This is a genomic window from Pseudomonas sp. QE6 (assembly GCF_041379005.1).
Taxonomy (GTDB): Bacteria; Pseudomonadota; Gammaproteobacteria; order Pseudomonadales; family Pseudomonadaceae; genus Pseudomonas.
In genome coordinates, this window is the sequence record NZ_CP166873.1 from 5157407 (window position 1) to 5175831 (window position 18425).

At 65.5% G+C, this 18425-nt stretch carries 13 protein-coding genes; 6 read left to right on the forward strand and 7 right to left on the reverse strand.

Annotation, left to right across the window (positions count from 1 at the left end):
• Positions 1-46: 46 nt before the first annotated feature.
• From ACAW63_RS23585 to ACAW63_RS23595, 3 genes are read right to left on the reverse strand one after another with little or no spacing between them, the layout of a single operon-like run.
• A complete protein-coding gene (locus tag ACAW63_RS23585) occupies positions 47-1294 on the reverse strand; it encodes a lipoprotein-releasing ABC transporter permease subunit (protein WP_371229417.1) in 1248 nt (415 codons plus the stop codon).
• 11 nt (positions 1295-1305) lie between these two features.
• Positions 1306-2004 carry a lipoprotein-releasing ABC transporter ATP-binding protein LolD gene (gene lolD / locus ACAW63_RS23590; RefSeq protein WP_371229419.1) on the reverse strand — a complete coding sequence of 233 codons (699 nt, stop codon included), beginning with the start codon at positions 2002-2004 and terminating at the stop codon, positions 1306-1308.
• The gene (locus ACAW63_RS23595; RefSeq protein WP_275611016.1) at positions 1997-3250 is read right to left on the reverse strand and encodes a lipoprotein-releasing ABC transporter permease subunit; all 1254 of its coding nucleotides are present in this window, start codon (positions 3248-3250) and stop codon (positions 1997-1999) included. Before ACAW63_RS23595 ends, lolD begins: the two co-directional genes overlap by 8 nt.
• 124 nt (positions 3251-3374) lie before the next feature.
• Here ACAW63_RS23595 and ACAW63_RS23600 point away from each other — a divergent pair, with 124 nt between their 5' ends.
• From ACAW63_RS23600 to ACAW63_RS23610, 3 genes are read left to right on the forward strand one after another with little or no spacing between them, the layout of a single operon-like run.
• Entirely contained in the window at positions 3375-3950 is a 576-nt protein-coding gene (locus tag ACAW63_RS23600; RefSeq protein WP_371229421.1) for a PilZ domain-containing protein, read from the forward strand.
• Between the two features lie 14 nt (positions 3951-3964).
• Positions 3965-4273, forward strand: coding sequence for a phosphodiesterase (locus tag ACAW63_RS23605; RefSeq protein ID WP_371229424.1), 309 nt, complete (start codon positions 3965-3967; stop codon positions 4271-4273).
• Entirely contained in the window at positions 4270-4992 is a 723-nt protein-coding gene (locus ACAW63_RS23610) for a glycerophosphodiester phosphodiesterase (RefSeq protein WP_331319881.1), read from the forward strand. Before ACAW63_RS23605 ends, ACAW63_RS23610 begins: the two co-directional genes overlap by 4 nt.
• A 42-nt stretch (positions 4993-5034) precedes the next feature.
• Here the strand turns inward: ACAW63_RS23610 and sthA are convergent, their stop codons facing one another.
• From sthA to ACAW63_RS23630, 4 genes are all read right to left on the reverse strand, one after another.
• Positions 5035-6429, reverse strand: a complete 1395-nt coding sequence (sthA, locus tag ACAW63_RS23615; RefSeq protein WP_371229427.1) for a Si-specific NAD(P)(+) transhydrogenase — start codon at positions 6427-6429, stop codon at positions 5035-5037.
• A 200-nt stretch (positions 6430-6629) separates the two neighbouring features.
• Positions 6630-7646, reverse strand: a complete 1017-nt coding sequence (locus ACAW63_RS23620; RefSeq protein ID WP_371234770.1) for an FAD:protein FMN transferase — start codon at positions 7644-7646, stop codon at positions 6630-6632.
• 121 nt (positions 7647-7767) lie between these two features.
• Positions 7768-9165: an amino acid permease gene (locus tag ACAW63_RS23625; RefSeq protein ID WP_371229430.1), complete on the reverse strand. Its 1398-nt coding sequence runs from the start codon at positions 9163-9165 to the stop codon at positions 7768-7770.
• Between the two features lie 107 nt (positions 9166-9272).
• Positions 9273-10736, reverse strand: coding sequence for a glyceraldehyde-3-phosphate dehydrogenase (locus ACAW63_RS23630; RefSeq protein WP_371229432.1), 1464 nt, complete (start codon positions 10734-10736; stop codon positions 9273-9275).
• A gap of 140 nt (positions 10737-10876) precedes the next feature.
• Between ACAW63_RS23630 and mfd the strand changes: the two genes are divergently transcribed.
• From mfd to ACAW63_RS23645, 3 genes are read left to right on the forward strand one after another with little or no spacing between them, the layout of a single operon-like run.
• Positions 10877-14341: a transcription-repair coupling factor gene (gene mfd / locus ACAW63_RS23635; RefSeq protein WP_371229435.1), complete on the forward strand. Its 3465-nt coding sequence runs from the start codon at positions 10877-10879 to the stop codon at positions 14339-14341.
• A 12-nt stretch (positions 14342-14353) separates the two neighbouring features.
• The gene (locus ACAW63_RS23640) at positions 14354-15013 is read left to right on the forward strand and encodes a CsiV family protein (RefSeq protein ID WP_371229437.1); all 660 of its coding nucleotides are present in this window, start codon (positions 14354-14356) and stop codon (positions 15011-15013) included.
• 21 nt (positions 15014-15034) lie between these two features.
• A complete protein-coding gene (locus tag ACAW63_RS23645; RefSeq protein WP_371229440.1) occupies positions 15035-18316 on the forward strand; it encodes an SNF2-related protein in 3282 nt (1093 codons plus the stop codon).
• The last annotated feature ends 109 nt before the right edge of the window (positions 18317-18425 follow it).

Sequence of the window (18425 nt, forward strand, 5' to 3'; positions counted from 1 at the left end):
AACGAAAAAGCCGCCCCGAGGGGCGGCTTTTTCATGGTCCGCTGGATCACTCGTACCGCAGCGATTCAGCCGGTTGGGTCGATGCCGCACGCCAGGCCGGGTACAGCGTGGCCAGGAAGCTCATCGACAGCGCCGCGACGCAGATCAGGACAATATCCAGCACCTGCGGGTCGGACGGTAGGTAGTTGATGAAGTAGATGTCCGAGTTGAACACGTGGGTGCCGGCGACGCGCTCCAGGGCGGAGACGATGGTGGTCACGTTGTACGCCGCCAGCACGCCGAGCACGCAGCCGATGACGGTGCCGATCAGGCCGATCACCGTGCCCTGCACCATGAAGATCGCCATGATCTGCTTCGGCGTGGCGCCCAGGGTGCGCAGGATGGCGATATCCGCGCGCTTGTCGGCCACCACCATGATCAGGGTGGCGATGATGTTGAAGGCGGCGACCGCGACGATCAGCAGCAGCAGCAGGCCGATCATGGTCTTTTCCATCTTCATCGCGCTGAACAGGCTGCCCTGGGTGTGGGTCCAGTCCACCGAGCGGTAGCCCTCGCCCAGCTGTTTGGCGATGGCCGCGCCGATGTCCGGCGCCTGGAACAGGTCCTTCAGGGCGATGCGCACGCTCTGCACCTGGCCGGGCTGCCAGCGCATCAGGCTGGCGGCGTCGTCCACGTGGATCAGCGCCAGCGAGCTGTCCAGTTCGGCGCCGACCTTGAACACGCCGACGATGTTCAGACGCTGCATGCGCGGGGTGATGCCGCCGGGCGCGGAGCTCGGCTCGGGGACGATCAGCAGCAGGCTGTCACCGACGCTGACGTGGAAGCGCCGCGCGGTGATCTCGCCGATGACCACGCCGAACTCGCCGGCCTTCAGGTTCTCGAAACGGCCCTGGACCATGTGCTGGCCGATGATCGACACCTGGGTTTCCAGCGCCGGATCGACGCCATCCACCTCGATGGGCTGCATCATGCCCTTGTAGGAGAGCATGCCGTCGACTTCGGTGTAGGGCACCGCGCCGACCACCTGCGGGTTCTTCTTCGCCGCGTCGGCCACGCGCCGCCAGTCGTCCAGCGGGCCGCTGAGCGGCTGCAGCACGGCGTGGGGAACCATGCCGAGGATGCGCGAGCGCATTTCCTTCTGGAAACCGTTCATCACCGAGAGCACCACGATCATGGCCAGCACGCCCAGGGCGAGGCCGATCATCGAGGTCAGGGAGATGAACGAGATGTAGTGGTTGCGCCGCTTGGCCCGGGTGTAGCGGGTGCCGATGAAGACGGACAAGGGTCTGAACATTCCGGTATCCCTCAGGCGGCGACCAGCCGGCCCTCCTCCAGGCGCAGCACACGATCCATCTGCTGGGCGAGGTGGGTGTCGTGGGTCACTACCAGGAAGGCGGTGCGCAGGGACTGCGACAGCTCCAGCATCAGCTCCTGGATACCGTGGGCGGTGTGCTGGTCGAGGTTGCCGGTGGGCTCGTCGAGCAGCACCAGCTGTGGGGTGTTCACCAGGGCGCGGGCAATGGCGACGCGCTGGCGCTCACCGCCGGACAGCTCGGCCGGCTTGTGGCTCAGGCGGTGCCCCAGGCCCACGCGCTCCAGCAGCGCGGTGGCACGCTGGCGCGCCTCGGGGATCGGGGTCTTGCCGATCAGCAGCGGCATGCAGACGTTCTCCAGCGCGGTGAACTCCGGCAGCAGGTGGTGGAACTGGTAGACGAAGCCCAGCGCGCGGTTGCGCAGCAGGCCGCGCTGCTTCTCGTTCAGCGCCGACAGCTGCTCGCCGGCCAGCCAGACGCTGCCGGTGCTGGGCGTGTCGAGGCCGCCGAGCATGTTCAGCAGGGTGCTCTTGCCCGAACCGGAGCTGCCGACGATGGCGACGCGCTCGCCCGGTAGCAGTTCCAGCTGCACGCCGGAAAGGACCTCGACCGACTGCGGGCCTTCCTCGTAGCGCTTGCCAAGGTCACGGCAGCTCAGGACGGCCTGGTCGTTGGGGGTCGGCTTACTCATAACGCAGGGCCTCCGCGGGCTGGGTGCGGGCCGCACGCCAGGCCGGATACAGGGTGGCGAAGAAACTCAGGATCAGCGCGGCGCTGCACACCAGGATCACGTCCTCACTCATCAGTTGCGAGGGCAGGTAATCGATGAAGTAGACGTCCGCGTTGAGGAATTTGTGGCCCAGCAGGCGTTCCAGCAGGGCGATGGCGTCGCTGACGTTGAGCGCCGCGAGGATGCCCAGTACACCGCCGATCAGGGTACCGATCACCCCGATCACCGTGCCCTGGACCATGAAGGTCGCCATGATCTGCCCGGGCGTGGCGCCCAGGGTGCGCAGGATGGCAATGTCGGCCTTCTTGTCGGTGACGACCATGACCAGGGTGGAAATGATGTTGAACGCGGCGACCGCGACGATCAGCAGCAACAACAGGCCGATCATGGATTTCTCCATGCGGATGGCCTGGTACAGGTTGCCGTGGCTGCGAGTCCAGTCGCGGGCGAAGTAGTCGTTGCCCTTGAGGGTGCGGGCGATTTCCCAGGCGGTGCGCGGCGCCTGGAACAGGTCGTCGAGCTTCAGGCGCAGGCCTTCCACCTGGCCGTCCTTGAGACGGCGCATGCGCGCGGCGTCGTCGATGTGGACCATGGCGACGTAACCGTCCAGCTCGCCGGCGCCGACGTGGAAGGTACCGACCACGGTGAAGCGTTTCATGCGCGGGAACATGCCGGCCGGGGTGACCGAGACTTCCGGGGCGATGAAGGTGACCTTGTCGCCCAGCTTCACGCCGAGGTTCTTCGCCGCCTTGTCGCCGATCAGGATGCCGAACTCGCCGGGCTTGAGGCTCGAGAGCGAGCCCTCCTTGAAGAACTGGTCGATGATCGAGACCTTGCTCTCCTCGTTCGGGTCCACCGCGTTGATCAGCACCTTCTGCACCGTGCCGCCGGCACTGAGCAGGCCCTGCATCTGGATGAAGGGCGCGACTTCCAGCACGTTGGGGTGCTGCTGCTTGATCTGCCCGGCGATGCCCTGCCAGTCGGAGATCGGCTGGTAGGACTCGACGGTGGCATGGGGCACCATGCCCAGCACGCGGGTGCGCATTTCGTGGTCGAAGCCGTTCATGACCGAGAGCACGACGATCATCACCACCACGCCCAGCGCGAGGCCGATCATGGAAGTGAGCGAAATGAAGGAAACGAAGTGACTGCGGCGTTTGGCGCGGGTGTAGCGCGTTCCGATGTAGACGGAAAGGGGTCTGAACATGTGGGGCCGATTAAGAAGATGAAGAGTGCGTCGGGCGCCGGTTCCTTCTGGCGTTCGACTTCCGTGTGGCGAGGCTCGGCAGGCGGCTTTACACTCAGACCATCACTGCCTCCGTGGGTTCGCCATGTCCACTCCAGACGCGGATGACCGCCGCGAATACTATCGTATTGAAGACACGCTCGCATTGGAATTTCGCCCGCTGCGCGAGGACGAGATCCAGTCCGGAGAAGTGCTTCAGGATGATTCCGCGCTGTTCAATCTGCTCAGCGACCTGCACCTGACCGACTTCGAGTCGCAGCACCTGCTGCGCCATATCAACGAGCGCGATCGCCCGCTGGCCAGCTACCTGAAGGTGATCAACAAGCGCATCGACCTGATCGCCCAGGCCCTGACCCAGAGCCTGTTGCGCGAGATCGGCCCGGCTCGCCCGGTCACGCTGTCCGAGGGCGGCATCGATTTCCGCGACGCCCAGCCACTGCCGGTCGGCCAGGATCTGGCGCTGAAGATCATTCTGCTGCCCCAGGGCCTGGGCCTGCTGCTGCGCGCCAAGGTCACCCACTGTCGGCAGGAGCCCGAAGGCGGCTATGAGATCGGCACCGAATTCGAGACACTCAGCGATGCCCAGCGCCAGCTGCTGGCCCGCCACATCCTCCAGCGCCAGGCTCTGGAGCGCCGCCAGGCCAAGGCTCGCGGCGAATGAACGAAGAGAACTCCATGCGCCACCTGCTCCTGCTGCTCTGCCTTGCCACACCCCTGCCATTGATGGCCGATACGATCGAGATTCCGGTGGGCGACCAGGGCGATCAGCACATCGTCCTGCCAGCCCGCGGCGAGAGCCAGAACGTCGTGCTGGAGCGCTTCGGCCTGCCGGACGACGAGCACCCGGCGGTCGGCAAGCCGCCTATCACCCGCTGGGACTACCGCGAATTCAGCGTCTATTTCGAGAGCGGCCGCGTCGTCGATGCGGTGCGCCAGCACCACTCCCAATACCTCAAGGACCTTTCCCCCAAGGAGCCCCAGTGACTCTGATCTATGGACATCGCGGCGCCAAAGGCGAAGCACCGGAAAACACCCTGACCAGTTTCCAGCGCTGCCTGGAGCACAACGTGAAGCGCTGCGAGCTGGACCTGCACCTGTCCCGCGACGGCGAACTGATGGTCATCCACGACCCGACGCTCAAGCGCACCACCGGCCGGCGCGGCAAGGTCTCCGAGCAACTGGCGGACGACCTGGTCACCATGGACGCCCGCGAAGGCGGCCCGGGCTGGGTGCGCCCCTGCCCCATTCCACGCCTGGCGGAGCTGTTCGAGCGCTGTGATTTCGAACACTGGCAGCTGGAAGTCAAAAGTGCCTCGAAGGACCGCGCGGGCCGCACGGTGCAGGCGATCCATCACCTGGTCGGCCGCTTCGGTCTGCGTGACCGGATCACCGTGACTTCAAGTTCCCGTACGGTGCTGCGCGCCCTGGAAGAACTGGCGCCGGAGCTGTCCCGCGGACTGGTGGCGGAATACGCCTGGCTCGACCCGTTGAAGGTAGCCGCGCACTATCGCTGCGATCTGCTGGCGCTGAACTGGATGCTGTGCACCCCGGAACGGCTGCTGAAAGCGCAGAAGCAGGGGCTGCATGTGTCTGTATGGACGGTCAACGAGCCGGCCCTGATGCGCCGGCTCGCCGATTTCGGCGTGGATAGCCTGATTACAGACTTTCCCGGTTTGGCCACTGCCACGATCGGGAATCGCTGAGCAGGTTCCCCCCGACCGGCTCAGGCCGCCGGTCAGGGTACTTCAAAAAATCCGGTTCAGGCCGTCGAACGCCGCCACGCGGTAGGCTTCGGCCATGGTCGGATAGTTGAAGGTGGTGTTGACGAAGTACTTCAGGGTATTGAGCTCGCCCGGCTGGTTCATGATCGCCTGGCCGATGTGCACGATCTCCGAAGCCTGGTCGCCGAAGCAGTGCACGCCGAGGACTTCCAGGGTCTCGCGGTGGAACAGGATCTTCAGCATGCCCACCGGCTCGTTGGAGATCTGCGCGCGAGCCATGCCCTTGAAGAAGGCCTTGCCCACTTCGTAGGGAATCTTCGCGGCGGTCAGCTCATGCTCGTTCTTGCCGATGGAGCTGATCTCCGGAATGGTGTAGATGCCGGTCGGCACATCGTTCACGAAGCGCCAGCCGTCGTGCTCGACGATGTTGCCGGCAGCCGAGCGGCCCTGGTCGTAGGCGGCGCTGGCCAGGCTCGGCCAGCCGATCACGTCGCCCGCGGCGTAGATGTTCGACACCGAGGTGCGGTAGTTCTCGTCCACCTCGATCTGGCCACGGCTGTTGACCTTGATGCCGATGTTCTCCAGGCCCAGGCGGTCGGTGTTGCCGGTACGGCCGTTGCACCACAGCAGGGCGTCGGCCTTGATCTTCTTGCCGGACTTCAGGTGCAGGATCACCCCATTGTCCAGGCCTTCCACGCGCTCGTATTCCTCGTTGTGACGGATCAGCACGTTGTTGTTGCGCAGGTGGTAGCTCAGCGCATCGGAGATTTCGTCGTCGAGGAAGCTCAGCAGCTGGTCGCGGGTATCGATCAGGTCCACCAGCACGCCCAGGCCGCTGAAGATCGAGGCGTACTCGCAGCCGATCACGCCGGCTCCGTAGATGATCAGGCGGCGCGGGGTGTGGCTCAGGGACAGGATGGTGTCGCTGTCGTAGACGCGCGGGTGGTTGAAGTTGATGTCCGACGGGCGATACGGGCGCGAGCCGGTGGCGATCACGAACTGGTCGGCCACCAGACGCTCGACGGCGCCGCTGGGGGTCACCACTTCAACGGTACGCTCGTCGACGAAGCTGGCGGTGCCGTTGAACATGTCGATGCGGTTGCGCGCGTAGTAGCCGGTGCGCGAGGCGACCTGCTTGGAGATGACCTTCTCGGCGCTTTTCAGCACGTCCGGGAAGGAGAACCAGCGCGGCTCGCCGATCTGGCGGAACATGGGGTTGGTGTTGAACTCGATGATCTGCTTCACCGAGTGACGCAGCGCCTTGGACGGGATGGTCCCCAGGTGCGTGCAGTTGCCGCCGACCACGCGACGGCTGTCCACCACCGCCAGCTTGCGCCCGTACTTGGAGGCGTTCATCGCCGCCCCCTCGCCTGCCGGGCCCGTGCCGAGAATCACCACGTCGTAGTTGTAGACAGCCATGCGTACTCCTTCAGAACAGGCCGGGACGCCCGCTTGGCGCTCCCGGCGAAGCCCCGGCACCACATGCGCCGAGGCGGATCGAAATCATTGGCGCAGCTTAGCCCTGCGGCAAAAGGCTGCACATTAGCGGTTGGTCGGCAGGTAGGCGAGTTTTGCCGCCACTACATGCCTGCAACGCATCATCATGCCCGGCGAAGCTTTCATTCAGGCGTCGGAAACAGCGCATCGAAGCGCGGCGTCACGCGGGTGACGAACCCTTCGCCCTGGCGCACGATGAAGAACGCCGCCAGACCGTGCCGCTCGGCAAAGGTATAGCCCTCCTCCGGTCCCAGCACCATCAGCAGGGTCGACAGGCCATCGGCGTTCAGGACCTGCGCATCGGCCACCGTGACCGCCGCCAGCGCATGCTTGACCGGCACGCCGCTGCGCGCATCGAAGGTGTGCGAGTAGCGCTGCCCACCTTCCTCGAAATAGTTGCGGTAGTCACCAGAGGTGGACAGACCGAAGCCATCGAGCGCCACCGAGCGCTCCACCTGCCGTTCGCGCTCGCCGCTGGGCACTTCCAGGGCGATGCGCCAGGGCGTGCCGTCCGGCTTGTGGCCCACGGCCTTGAGCTCGCCGGTGATCTCCACCAGGTAATCCGTAAGCCCCAGCTCGGCCAGGCGCGCGCTGACCTTGTCCACCGCATAGCCGGCGACGATGCTGTCGAAGTCCAGCTGCGCATTGACGTCCTTGCACAACTGCTCGCCCTGCAGATGCAGATGCTGGTGGCCGACGCGGGCGCGCTCGCGCTGCAGATCGGCGGCCGCCGGCACCTGCTCGCTGCGCGACTGCGGGCCGAAGCCCCAGAGGTTCAGCAGCGGCTCGACGGTGAGATCGAAGGCGCCGCCGCTCTGCTGCGACAGCGCCTCGCCATAGCGCCAGAGCGTCAGCATGTCCACCGTCAAGACCATGCAGGCACCGGCCGGCAAGGCGTTGAAGCGCGACACCACGGAATCGTCACGGTAGGTGGAGAACTGCTCGTCGAGGCTCGCCAGGATCGCATCGACCTCGGCCTTGAGCTTCTCGGCGTCCGGAGCCTTGTCAGTCGGAACGTATTGCACCCTGTAGCTGCTGCCCATGGTCGGGCCACCGAAACGCTCGACGGACTGCCCGCAGCCACTCAAGACAGCTAGAAGCACGATCAGCAAGCTCGCACGGGACAAGGTCTTCTCCATCAGCCGCCAGGCGCGCGGCGCCGGGCATTCTACCGCAAGCACCCCGCGCCACTGTTTCCGCTCCGGCAAAGGTGCATTACCAAAAGAAAACGGGAGCCGAAGCTCCCGTTTCCCGACCGACTCAGGCGTTGGCCCGGACCGGGGACTTGCGCTTGAACAGGTAGCAGGCCCCCATCAGCACGATCCACACCGGGATCGCGTACACCGACACGTCGATGCCCGGGATCTGCAGCATGATGCCGAGGATGAACACCACGAAGGCCAGGCACAGCCAGTTGCCGAAGGGGTACCACAGCGCGCGGAAGAACGGCTGCACACCTTTGGCCTGCATGGCCTTGCGGAACTTCATGTGGGCCAGGCTGATCATCGCCCAGTTGATCACCAGGGCGGCGACCACCAGGGACATCAGCAGCTCCAGCGCCTGGTGCGGGATCACGTAGTTGACCACCACGCAGGCCAGGGTGATGAAGGCCGAGACGCCGATGGCCAGCAGCGGCACGCCACGGTCATCGACCTTGGCGAAGGCGCGCGGGGCGTCGCCCTGCTCGGCCAGGCCGAAGAGCATGCGGCTGTTGCAGTACACGCAGCTGTTGTAGACCGACAGCGCGGCGGTGAGCACCACGAAGTTCAGGATGTTGGCCGCGATATCGCTGCCCAGCAGCGAGAAGACCTTCACGAACGGGCTGCCGCTGTAGGGGTCGCCGGCGCTGCTGATGCTCTGCAGCAGGGCATCCCAGGGGTACAGCGAGAGCAGCACGGCCAGGGCGCCGATATAGAAGATCAGGATACGGTAGATGACCTGGTTGATCGCCTTGGGAATCACCTTCTTCGGCTCGGAAGCCTCGGCCGCGGTGATGCCCACCAGCTCAAGGCCACCGAAGGAGAACATGATGATCGCCAGGACCATCACCAGCCCCTTCCAGCCATTGGGGAAGAAGCCGCCGTGGGCCCACAGGTTGCTCACCGAAGCCTGCGGACCACCGGTGCCGCTGACCAGCAGCCAGATGCCGAGCAGGATCATGCCGATGATGGCGACCACCTTGATGATCGCGAACCAGAACTCGGTCTCGCCGAAGGCTTTGACGTTGAACAGGTTGATGGCGTTGATCAGGACGAAGAACACTGCCGCCGTCGCCCAGGTGGGGAAATCCGGCCACCAGAACTGGATGTACTTGCCGACGGCCGTCAGCTCCGACATGCCCACCAGGATGTACAGCACCCAGTAGTTCCAGCCCGACATGAAGCCGGCGAAACCACCCCAGTACTTGTGCGCGAAATGGCTGAAGGAGCCGGCAACGGGCTCCTCGACGATCATTTCGCCGAGCTGGCGCATGATCAGGAAGGCGATGAAGCCGCCGATGGCGTAGCCGAGGATCATCGACGGGCCGGCCGATTGCAGAACGCCGGCCGAGCCCAGGAACAGGCCGGTACCGATGGCGCCGCCAAGGGCGATCAGCTGGATATGGCGGTTCTTCAGACCGCGCTTCAGCTCGCCTTCATGCAGATGATGTCCATCCATTTGAAGTCTTTCCGGTTGCAGGAGTTGGCAGATTTTATCGTTGGTATGGGGGTGCCACTAACGAAAAACGGGAGCCCGAGAGCTCCCGTTTCTCTAGACCGCCTTGATCAGCGCGGGAAAGCCGGCGGGTTCACGCCAGCCATGTCTTCCATCACGCGGACGACCTGGCAGCTGTAGCCGAACTCGTTGTCGTACCACACGTACAGCACGACGCGGTTGTCGTTGCAGATGGTGGCTTCGGCATCGACGACGCCAGCATGGCGGGAGCCGACGAAGTCGGAGGAGACCACTTCCTGGGAGGAGACGAAGTCGATCTGCTTCTGCAGGTCGGAGTGCATGGCCATCTGGCGCAGGTACTCGTTGATCTCTTCGCGGGTGGTGGCCTTCTCCAGGTTCAGGTTGAGGATCGCCATGGAGACGTTCGGCGTCGGAACGCGGATCGCGTTGCCGGTCAGCTTGCCCTTCAGAACCGGCAGGGCCTTGGCGGCGGCGGTGGCGGCACCGGTCTCGGTGATCACCATGTTCAGCGGAGCGCTGCGGCCGCGGCGGCTGCCCTTGTGGAAGTTGTCGATCAGGTTCTGGTCGTTGGTGTACGAGTGAACGGTTTCGACGTGGCCGTTGACGATACCGTACTGGTCGTTCACAGCTTTCAGCACCGGCACGATGGCGTTGGTGGTGCAGGAAGCGGCGGAAACGATCTTGTCGTCAGCGGTGATGTCGCCATGGTTGATGCCATGGACGATGTTTTTCAGCGCGCCCTTGCCCGGAGCGGTCAGAATCACGCGGTCGACGCCCGGGCACTTCAGGTGCTGGCCCAGACCGTCGGCATCACGCCACTTGCCGGTGTTGTCGACCAGCAGCGCATTCTTGATGCCGTACTGGGTGTAGTCGATCGACGCCGGGTCGTTGGAGTAGATCACCTGGATCAGGTTGCCGTTGGCGGTGATGGTGTTGTTTTCTTCATCGATGGTGATGGTGCCATCGAACGGACCATGCACGGAGTCGCGGCGCAGCAGGCTGGCGCGCTTGACCAGGTCGTTCTCGGCGCCCTTGCGGACGACGATGGCGCGCAGGCGCAGGCCGTCGCCGCCGCCGGTCTTCTCGATGAGGATACGCGCCAGCAGGCGGCCGATGCGGCCGAAGCCGTACAGGACGACATCGGTGCCTTCGCGGGCGCCGCCGTTCTGCTTGCCGACCACGTCGGCCAGCTCGTCCTTGGTGAACTGCTCGATGCTGCGGCCGTTACCTTCGGCCTTGAACTTGGCAACCATCTTGCCCAGGTCGACGGAAGCGGCGCCCAGCTTGAGCTCGCTCATCGCCTTGAGGATCGGGAAGGTGTCGTGTACCGACAGGCCGCCTTCGGCCAGGCGGTGACGGGCGAAACGGTGCGCTTTGAGGATTGCGATCACCGAACGGTTGATCAGGCCACGGCCGTAGATCGAGGTCACCACGTTGTTGTTACGGTAGAGTTGGCCGATCAGCGGAATCATGGCTTCCGCGAGGGCTTCACGATCGATCCACTCACCGAGACACTGGTCGGGCTTCTGGGTCACGGGCAATACCTTCCACATGTAGGAGAAGAAAAAAGGGGCTACATTATGACGGCGCGAACAATCGCCGGCAATCCGCAGCGGTCGTATGACTGACATCCGTCAATCGGGATAGTTACAATCCGACCGGTCAAATTCTTCGACCGGAGCCACGAACGCCCGTGTCCGTACTGCGCATTCCTACATTGCCGACCAGTGCCGGCAAGCAATCCTGGGGCAACCTGCCGGGCGCCGCCCTGAGCCTTGCCATTGCCGAAGCCTCGGCGTCCGCCAATCGTTTCACCCTGCTCTTGACCGCCGACAGCCAGAGCGCCGAGCGTCTGGAGCAGGAGCTGCGCTTCTTCGCGCCGGACCTGCCGGTGCTGCAGCTGCCGGACTGGGAAACCCTGCCCTACGACGTGTTCTCGCCGCACCAGGACATCATTTCCCAGCGCGTCGCCACCCTTTACCAGCTCCCCGAGCTGCGCCGCGGCGTGCTGGTGGTGCCGATCACCACCGCCCTGCACCGCCTGGCGCCGGCCAAGTTCCTGCTCGGCAGCAGCCTGGTGCTGGATGTCGGCCAGAAACTCGACGTCGAGCAGATGCGCAGCCGCTTCGAGGCCGCCGGCTACCGCTACGTCGACACCGTCTATGAGCACGGCGAGTTCGCCGTACGCGGCGCGCTGATCGACCTGTACCCGATGGGCAGCGAGCTGCCCTACCGCATCGACCTGTTCGACGACGAAATCGAAACCCTGCGCACCTTCGACCCGGAAACCCAGCGCTCCATCGACAAGGTGGAGAGCATCCGCCTGCTGCCGGCCCGCGAGTTCCCGCTGCGCAAGGACGCGGTGACCGGTTTCCGTGGCCGCTTCCGCGAGCGTTTCGACGTCGACTACCGCCGCTGCCCGATCTACCAGGACCTGGCCAGCGGCCTGACACCCGCCGGCATCGAGTACTACATCCCGCTGTTCTTCGAAGAGGGCGAGACCTCGACGCTGTTCGACTATCTGCCGCAGGACACCCAGGTGTTCTCCCTGCCGGGTATCGAGACCGCTGCCGAGCAGTTCTGGAGCGACGTGCGCAGCCGCTACGAGGATCGCCGTTACGACCCGGAGCGCCCGCTGCTGCCGCCAGCTGAAGTGTTCCTGCCGGTGGAAGACTGCTTCGCCCGCCTGAAGCACTGGCCGCGCGTGGTCGTCAGCCCCGAGCCGATCGAAACCGGCGTGGGCCGCGAACGCTTCCCCGCCGAGCCGCTGCCGGAGCTGGCCATCGAAGCCAAGGCCACCGAGCCGCTGGCCCGACTGCGCCAGTTCATCGAGCAGTTCGACGGGCGCATCCTGTTCACCGCCGAATCCGCCGGCCGCCGCGAGGTACTGCTGGAACTGCTGGCGCGGCTGAAGCTGCGCCCGGTGGAGGTCGAGGGCTGGCCGGGCTTCCTGAGCCACAAGGACCGCCTGGCGATCACCATCGCGCCGATGGACGAAGGCCTGCTGCTGGATGCCGACAAGGGCCAGCCGGGCATCGCCCTGATCGCCGAGAGTCCGCTGTTCGGCCAGCGCGTCATGCAGCGCCGCCGCCGCGAGAAGACCCGTGACGGCGGCGAGAACGTCATCAAGAACCTCACCGAGTTGCGCGAAGGCGCGCCGGTGGTACACATCGACCACGGCGTCGGCCGCTACATGGGTCTGATCACCCTGGAGATCGACGGCCAGCATGCAGAATTCCTCGCCCTGGAATACGCCGACGAGGCCAAGCTCTACGTGCCGGTGGCCAGCCTGCACCTGATCGCCCGCTACACCGGCAGCGACGACGCCCTGGCGCCGCTGCACCGGCTGGGCTCGGAAACCTGGCAGAAGGCCAAGCGCAAGGCCGCCGAGCAGGTCCGCGACGTCGCCGCCGAGCTGCTGGACATCTACGCCCGCCGCGCCGCACGCAAGGGCTATGCCTTCAAGGACCCGCAGGCCGACTACGCCACCTTCTCCGCCGGCTTCCCCTTCGAGGAAACCCCGGATCAGCAGACCGCCATCGAAGCGGTGGTGGCCGACATGCTCGCCGACAAGCCGATGGACCGTCTGGTCTGCGGCGACGTGGGCTTCGGCAAGACCGAAGTGGCCATGCGCGCAGCTTTCGTCGCTGTGCACAGCGGCAAGCAGGTCGCCGTGCTGGTGCCCACCACCCTGCTCGCCCAGCAGCACTACAACAGCTTCCGCGACCGCTTCGCCGACTGGCCGGTGACGGTCGAGGTGATGAGCCGCTTCAAGTCGGCCAAGGAAGTCGAAGGCGCCGTCGCGCAGCTGGCCGAAGGCAAGGTGGACATCGTCATCGGCACCCACAAGCTGTTGCAGGACGACGTCAAGTTCAAGAATCTCGGCCTGGTCATCATCGACGAGGAACACCGCTTCGGCGTGCGCCAGAAGGAGCAGCTCAAGGCCCTGCGCAGCGAGGTGGACATCCTCACCCTTACCGCCACGCCGATCCCGCGCACGCTCAACATGGCGGTCGCCGGCATGCGCGACCTGTCGATCATCGCCACGCCGCCGGCGCGCCGCCTCTCCGTGCGCACCTTCGTCATGGAGGAGCAGAAGTCGGTGATCAAGGAAGCCCTGCTGCGCGAACTGCTGCGCGGCGGCCAGGTGTACTACCTGCACAACGAGGTGAAAACCATCGAGAAGTGCGCCCGCGACCTCGCGGAACTGGTTCCGGAAGCGCGCATCGGCATCGGCCACGGGCAGATGCACGAGCGCGAACTGGAACGGGTGATGAGCGACTTCTACCACAAGCGCTTCAACGTGCTGGTGGCCTCGACCATCATCGAGACCGGCATCGACGTGCCCAGCGCGAACACCATCCTCATCGAGCGCGCCGACAAGTTCGGCCTGGCCCAGCTGCACCAGCTGCGCGGCCGCGTCGGCCGCAGCCACCACCAGGCCTACGCCTACCTGCTCACCCCGCCGCGCAGGCAGATGACCCCGGACGCCGAGAAGCGCCTGGAGGCCATCGCCAACGCCCAGGACCTGGGCGCCGGCTTCGTGCTGGCGACCCATGACCTGGAAATCCGCGGCGCCGGCGAGCTGCTCGGCGAAGGCCAGAGCGGGCAGATCCAGGCGGTGGGCTTCACCCTCTACATGGAAATGCTCGAACGCGCGGTGAAGGCCATCCGCAAGGGCGAGCAACCGAACCTGGAGCAACCGCTGGGCGGCGGCCCGGACATCAACCTGCGGGTGCCGGCGCTGATCCCCGAGGATTACCTGCCGGACGTTCACGGCCGCCTGATCCTTTACAAGCGCATCGCCAACGCCGTCGACGAAGACGGCCTGCGCGAGCTGCAGGTGGAAATGATCGACCGCTTCGGCCTGCTGCCGGAGCCGGCGAAGAACCTGATGCGCCTGACACTGCTCAAACTGCAGGCGGAAAAGCTCGGAATCGTGAAGGTAGATGCCGGCCCCCAGGGAGGCCGGGTAGAATTCGCCGCCGATACCTGCGTCGACCCGCTGGTGCTGATCAAGATGATCCAGAGCCAGCCCAATCGCTACAAGTTCGAAGGGGCCACCCTCTTCAAGTTCCAGGTGCCCATGGAGCGCCCGGAAGAACGGTTCAACACGCTGGAAGCGCTGCTCGAGCGCCTCACGCCACAGACTCACTAAGGACCCCGTGCAATGCGCCTGTTCCAACCCCTGCTGCTGTCCCTGGCACTGCTCTCGCCGGCGGCCTTCGCCGAGCCCTACCAGGTCGAGCTGATTCTCTTCCAGCAGTCCGGCGACGCCGTGTTCGCCAGCCGCCCCGCGCCCGATGACTGGGCCAAGGACGCGCAGCCGCCGGGCCCGGACAGCTCGCGCCCCACGGCGATGGACGCACAGGTCGCCAAGCTCAAACAGAGCGAGGGCTTCCAGGTACTGATGCACAAGGCCTGGCGCCAGGAGATCGATGCCAACCCGGTGAAGATCTCCCTGACCGAGGGCCAGAAACAGGACGGCCACTTCCCGGTGGAAGGCACCGTCACCCTCAGCCAGCAGCGCTTCGTGAACACCCAGACCGACTTCTGGATCAACCAGTTCGGCCAGGACGGCCTGCTCGCCGCCAGCCAGCACATGGTCCAGGAAGCCAGCCTGAAGAACAGTGTGCTGACCTACCTGGACCACCCGAGCCTCGGCATGCTGATCAAGGTCAGCCCACTCAACGTCCGTCCCTCCTCGCCGCCGCCCGGCATGGAAGACGAAGCGCCCACCGGCCCGGACGCGCCGCAGCAGCCGGCGCCCACCGCCCCGGCCGACGGCGGCTTCGACGCTCCGCCGCCAGCGCAACCGGCCCAGCAATAAGGCCCCGGAAAAGGCCGCGCCATGGTCCCGTTCGCCGAGCAATTGCAACGCATCCCCTGGCGCCGCCTCTTCCCTGCCGTCACCCTGGTGCGCGGCGAAGCCTATGCCCGGGAACACCGGGCCAGCATCCTCCGCCTCGCCGAGCGTTCGCTGGAAGGCCTGTGCCGAGGCTCGGACAACAACCGCTATCGCCAGCGGATCAGCTTCTCCAGAAGCGGTGACACCCTCGATTGCCAATGCGATTGCCCGGTCGGGTTCGACTGCAAGCATTGCGTGGCCGTGTTGCTGCACCTGCTGGACGAGCAGAACGCAATCCCCGGCAACGCGCCGAAGCCCGTCCCGGCAGACCGCCCTTCCCCCGTCAACAGCCTGTCGCCCAGCCTGCACTCATGGCTGAAGAATGCCCCGGCAGCGCTCAGGGAACAGCCCGCAACCAGGGCGCCCTACGACGGCCCCCTGCTTTACCGGCTGACCAGGAACGGACGCATATTCATCCATGTAGCCTTGCGCAGCGAGAGCGGCCAACTCCAGGGCTACCCACGAATCGCCTCCATATCCATCGCCCTGGGCAAGGGAGTAACCGAACAGGACCAACGCATCCTGATTCGCGCGCTTGGGGTGCCGGGTGTACAACCCCATGCCAGCGAAGTGCACCTGCAGGGCAGCGACGGTGCGGAGCTGCTGGAACTGATCCTGCGGAACGGACAGCTGTTCCTGGAACTCGAAGACCCTTCCAGCCGGTTGCAGCCTGGCGCGGAAATGCCCGCCCGGCTCGCCTGGCATTCCCGTGACGACGGCCACTTCATCGTCAGTTGGGAGACCGACGCGAACCCCAAGCCGCAGTTGCTGACCCAGCTGGCGCCGCCGTGGTACGTCGATCGCCAGGCTCTGCGCGCCGGCCCCCTGCGCCACGACCTGCCGGAGCCGCTGGCCAGTTACCTGTCCAGCGCCCCAGCGGTGCCGCCACAGGAAGCCACGCTTTTCGGTCTGCAACTCAAGGCACTGGCCCCGCAGGCGCCGCTGCCAATAGCCACCGAGGAGCGGCGGCTGGATCTCCAGCCCGTGCCCCATCTGTTACTGAACACCGTGCACGATGAGATCTGTGGCAATGAAGACGAGCACCAGGCCTGCCTGCTCTTCGCCTATGGCAAGGAATACGCCCATGGCCCGGCGCGCAGCGGCCAACCCCTGCGCTACCTGGAGGACGGCGCCTTCGTCATCATAGAGCGGCAACCCAAGGTCGAGCAGGCCCTGCGCAAGACACTGCAGAAGCTGGGCCTGAAGAAACTCGACAAGTACTCCACGCCCTACAAGCTGGAGGACCGCTACGAATGCTACCGGCCCACCGACAACGCGCAGTGGGGGCCCATCGTCCAGCAGCTACCGAGTCTTCGCGCTCAAGGCTGGGTGATCGAAATCGCCCCCGACTTCCCCTTCGACTTCAGCGAAGTCGAAGACTGGTACGTCCAGATCGACGAGCAGCCCGGCCACGCCTGGTTCGACCTGGAGCTGGGGATCGTGGTCGACGGCCAGCAGGTCAGCCTGCTGCACCCGCTCCTGGAACTGATCCGGAAAAGCCCGCCCGTAATGCGCAACGGCGCCGACGACGCCGAACTCCCGATGCGCCTCGACGCCCGGCGCCAGGCGGATGGCAAGCAGCTAAGCGTGAGCCTTCCCGTGGCCCGCGTGCGAGCCATGCTCCAGCTGCTGCAAGGACTGCTGCTGAGCAGCCTGCAGCATGACGGAGCCCGCCTGCGAGTTCCCAGCACCGATGCCGGCCTGCTGACCCAGCTCGACGAACACCCGCTGCGCTGGCAAGGCGGAGAGCACCTGCTGCGCCTCGCCCGGCGCCTGCGGGATTATCACCAGCAGCCCTGCACAGCACCGAGCGGCCTGCAGGGGGAGCTGCGTCCCTACCAGCTGCAAGGCCTCGCCTGGATGCAGGCGCTGCGCGAACGGGAGCTCGGCGGAATCCTTGGCGACGACATGGGGCTGGGCAAGACCCTGCAGGTGCTGGCCCACCTCCTCACGGAAAAACGCGCCGGACGCCTGGATCGTCCCGCCCTGGTACTGATGCCCACCAGCCTGGTGGCCAACTGGCAGGATGAAATCATGCGCTTCGCCCCGGAGCTGCGCGCACTCACCCTGCATGGCAGCGAGCGCCACCAGCACTTCGATGACCTCGCGCAGTACGACCTGCTGCTCAGCACCTATGCCCTGCTCCCCCGGGACATCGAGGCACTGTCCGCACAACCGCTGCACCTGGTGGTGTTCGACGAGGCGCAATACCTGAAGAATGCCAGCAGCAAATCAGCCCAGGCCGCCGCCCGCCTCGATGCCCGGCAACGCCTGTGCCTGACCGGTACGCCACTGGAAAACCACCTGGGCGAGCTGTGGTCGCTGTTCAACCTGGTGATGCCGGGCTGGCTGGGCGATGTACGCCATTTCGCGCGCCTGTACCGCCACCCCATCGAAAAGGCCGGCGACAGCCAGCGCCTGGCGCACCTCAACGCGCGCATCAAGCCCTTCCTGCTGCGTCGCCGCAAGGACCAGGTCGCCACCGAACTGCCGCCCAAGAGCGAAATCACCCACCGGGTGGAGCTCGACGAACGCCAACGCGACCTCTACGAGACCGTGCGTCTGGCCATGGACCGCAAGGTCCGCGAGGAAATACACCGGAAAGGGCTGGCGAGCAGCCAGATCGTCGTGCTCGACGCCCTGCTCAAGCTGCGCCAGGTCTGCTGCGACCCGCGCCTGTTGCAGGCGGACATGCCAGCGGCCCATTCGGGCAAGCTGAGTGCCCTGCTGGAAATGCTCGACGAACTCCTCGCGGAAGGACGTCGCGTCCTGCTCTTCTCGCAGTTCACCTCGATGCTCGAACTGATCCAGGCGCAGTTGCAGGCGCGGAACATCCCTTATGCGCTCCTCACCGGCGAAACCTGCGATCGTCGCGCACCGGTGAAGGAGTTCCAGGAGGGTCGTGTGCCGCTGTTCCTGATCAGCCTGAAGGCTGGCGGCACCGGCCTGAACCTCACCGCCGCCGACACCGTGATCCACTACGATCCCTGGTGGAACCCGGCCGTGGAACAGCAGGCCACCGACCGCGCCTACCGCATCGGCCAGGACAAGCCGGTGTTCGTCTACAAGCTGATCGCCCGCGGCACCCTGGAAGAAAAGATCCAGCAACTGCAGGCACGCAAGGCGGCACTGGCCGCCGGCGTACTGGAGGATGGCAAGAACACCGGCCTGCAACTACAGGAGAGCGATATCGACGCGCTCTTCGCCCCCTTGCCGAAACCGTAGGGCGTACAACCGTTCGCGGTTGTACGCCGTTACGCCTTGTTCCGCCATAGGTGCCAGGGCCGAACTCGGGGTGCTCTGGAACCAAGGCCAGTCGGCGTATAACGTCGAA

Excerpts from the sequence above, each read along its gene's own strand:
- ACAW63_RS23625 (WP_371229430.1), bottom strand. The coding sequence starts at position 9,165 with ATGGATGGACATCATCTGCATGAAGGCGAGCTGAAGCGCGGTCTGAAG.
- ACAW63_RS23595 (WP_275611016.1), bottom strand. The coding sequence starts at position 3,250 with ATGTTCAGACCCCTTTCCGTCTACATCGGAACGCGCTACACCCGCGCC.
- lolD (WP_371229419.1), bottom strand. The coding sequence starts at position 2,004 with ATGAGTAAGCCGACCCCCAACGACCAGGCCGTCCTGAGCTGCCGTGAC.
- ACAW63_RS23620 (WP_371234770.1), bottom strand. The coding sequence starts at position 7,646 with ATGGAGAAGACCTTGTCCCGTGCGAGCTTGCTGATCGTGCTTCTAGCT.
- ACAW63_RS23585 (WP_371229417.1), bottom strand. The coding sequence starts at position 1,294 with ATGTTCAGACCCTTGTCCGTCTTCATCGGCACCCGCTACACCCGGGCC.
- ACAW63_RS23645 (WP_371229440.1), top strand. The coding sequence starts at position 15,035 with ATGGTCCCGTTCGCCGAGCAATTGCAACGCATCCCCTGGCGCCGCCTC.
- sthA (WP_371229427.1), bottom strand. The coding sequence starts at position 6,429 with ATGGCTGTCTACAACTACGACGTGGTGATTCTCGGCACGGGCCCGGCA.
- ACAW63_RS23605 (WP_371229424.1), top strand. The coding sequence starts at position 3,965 with ATGCGCCACCTGCTCCTGCTGCTCTGCCTTGCCACACCCCTGCCATTG.
- ACAW63_RS23640 (WP_371229437.1), top strand. The coding sequence starts at position 14,354 with ATGCGCCTGTTCCAACCCCTGCTGCTGTCCCTGGCACTGCTCTCGCCG.
- ACAW63_RS23630 (WP_371229432.1), bottom strand. The coding sequence starts at position 10,736 with ATGTGGAAGGTATTGCCCGTGACCCAGAAGCCCGACCAGTGTCTCGGT.
- ACAW63_RS23600 (WP_371229421.1), top strand. The coding sequence starts at position 3,375 with ATGTCCACTCCAGACGCGGATGACCGCCGCGAATACTATCGTATTGAA.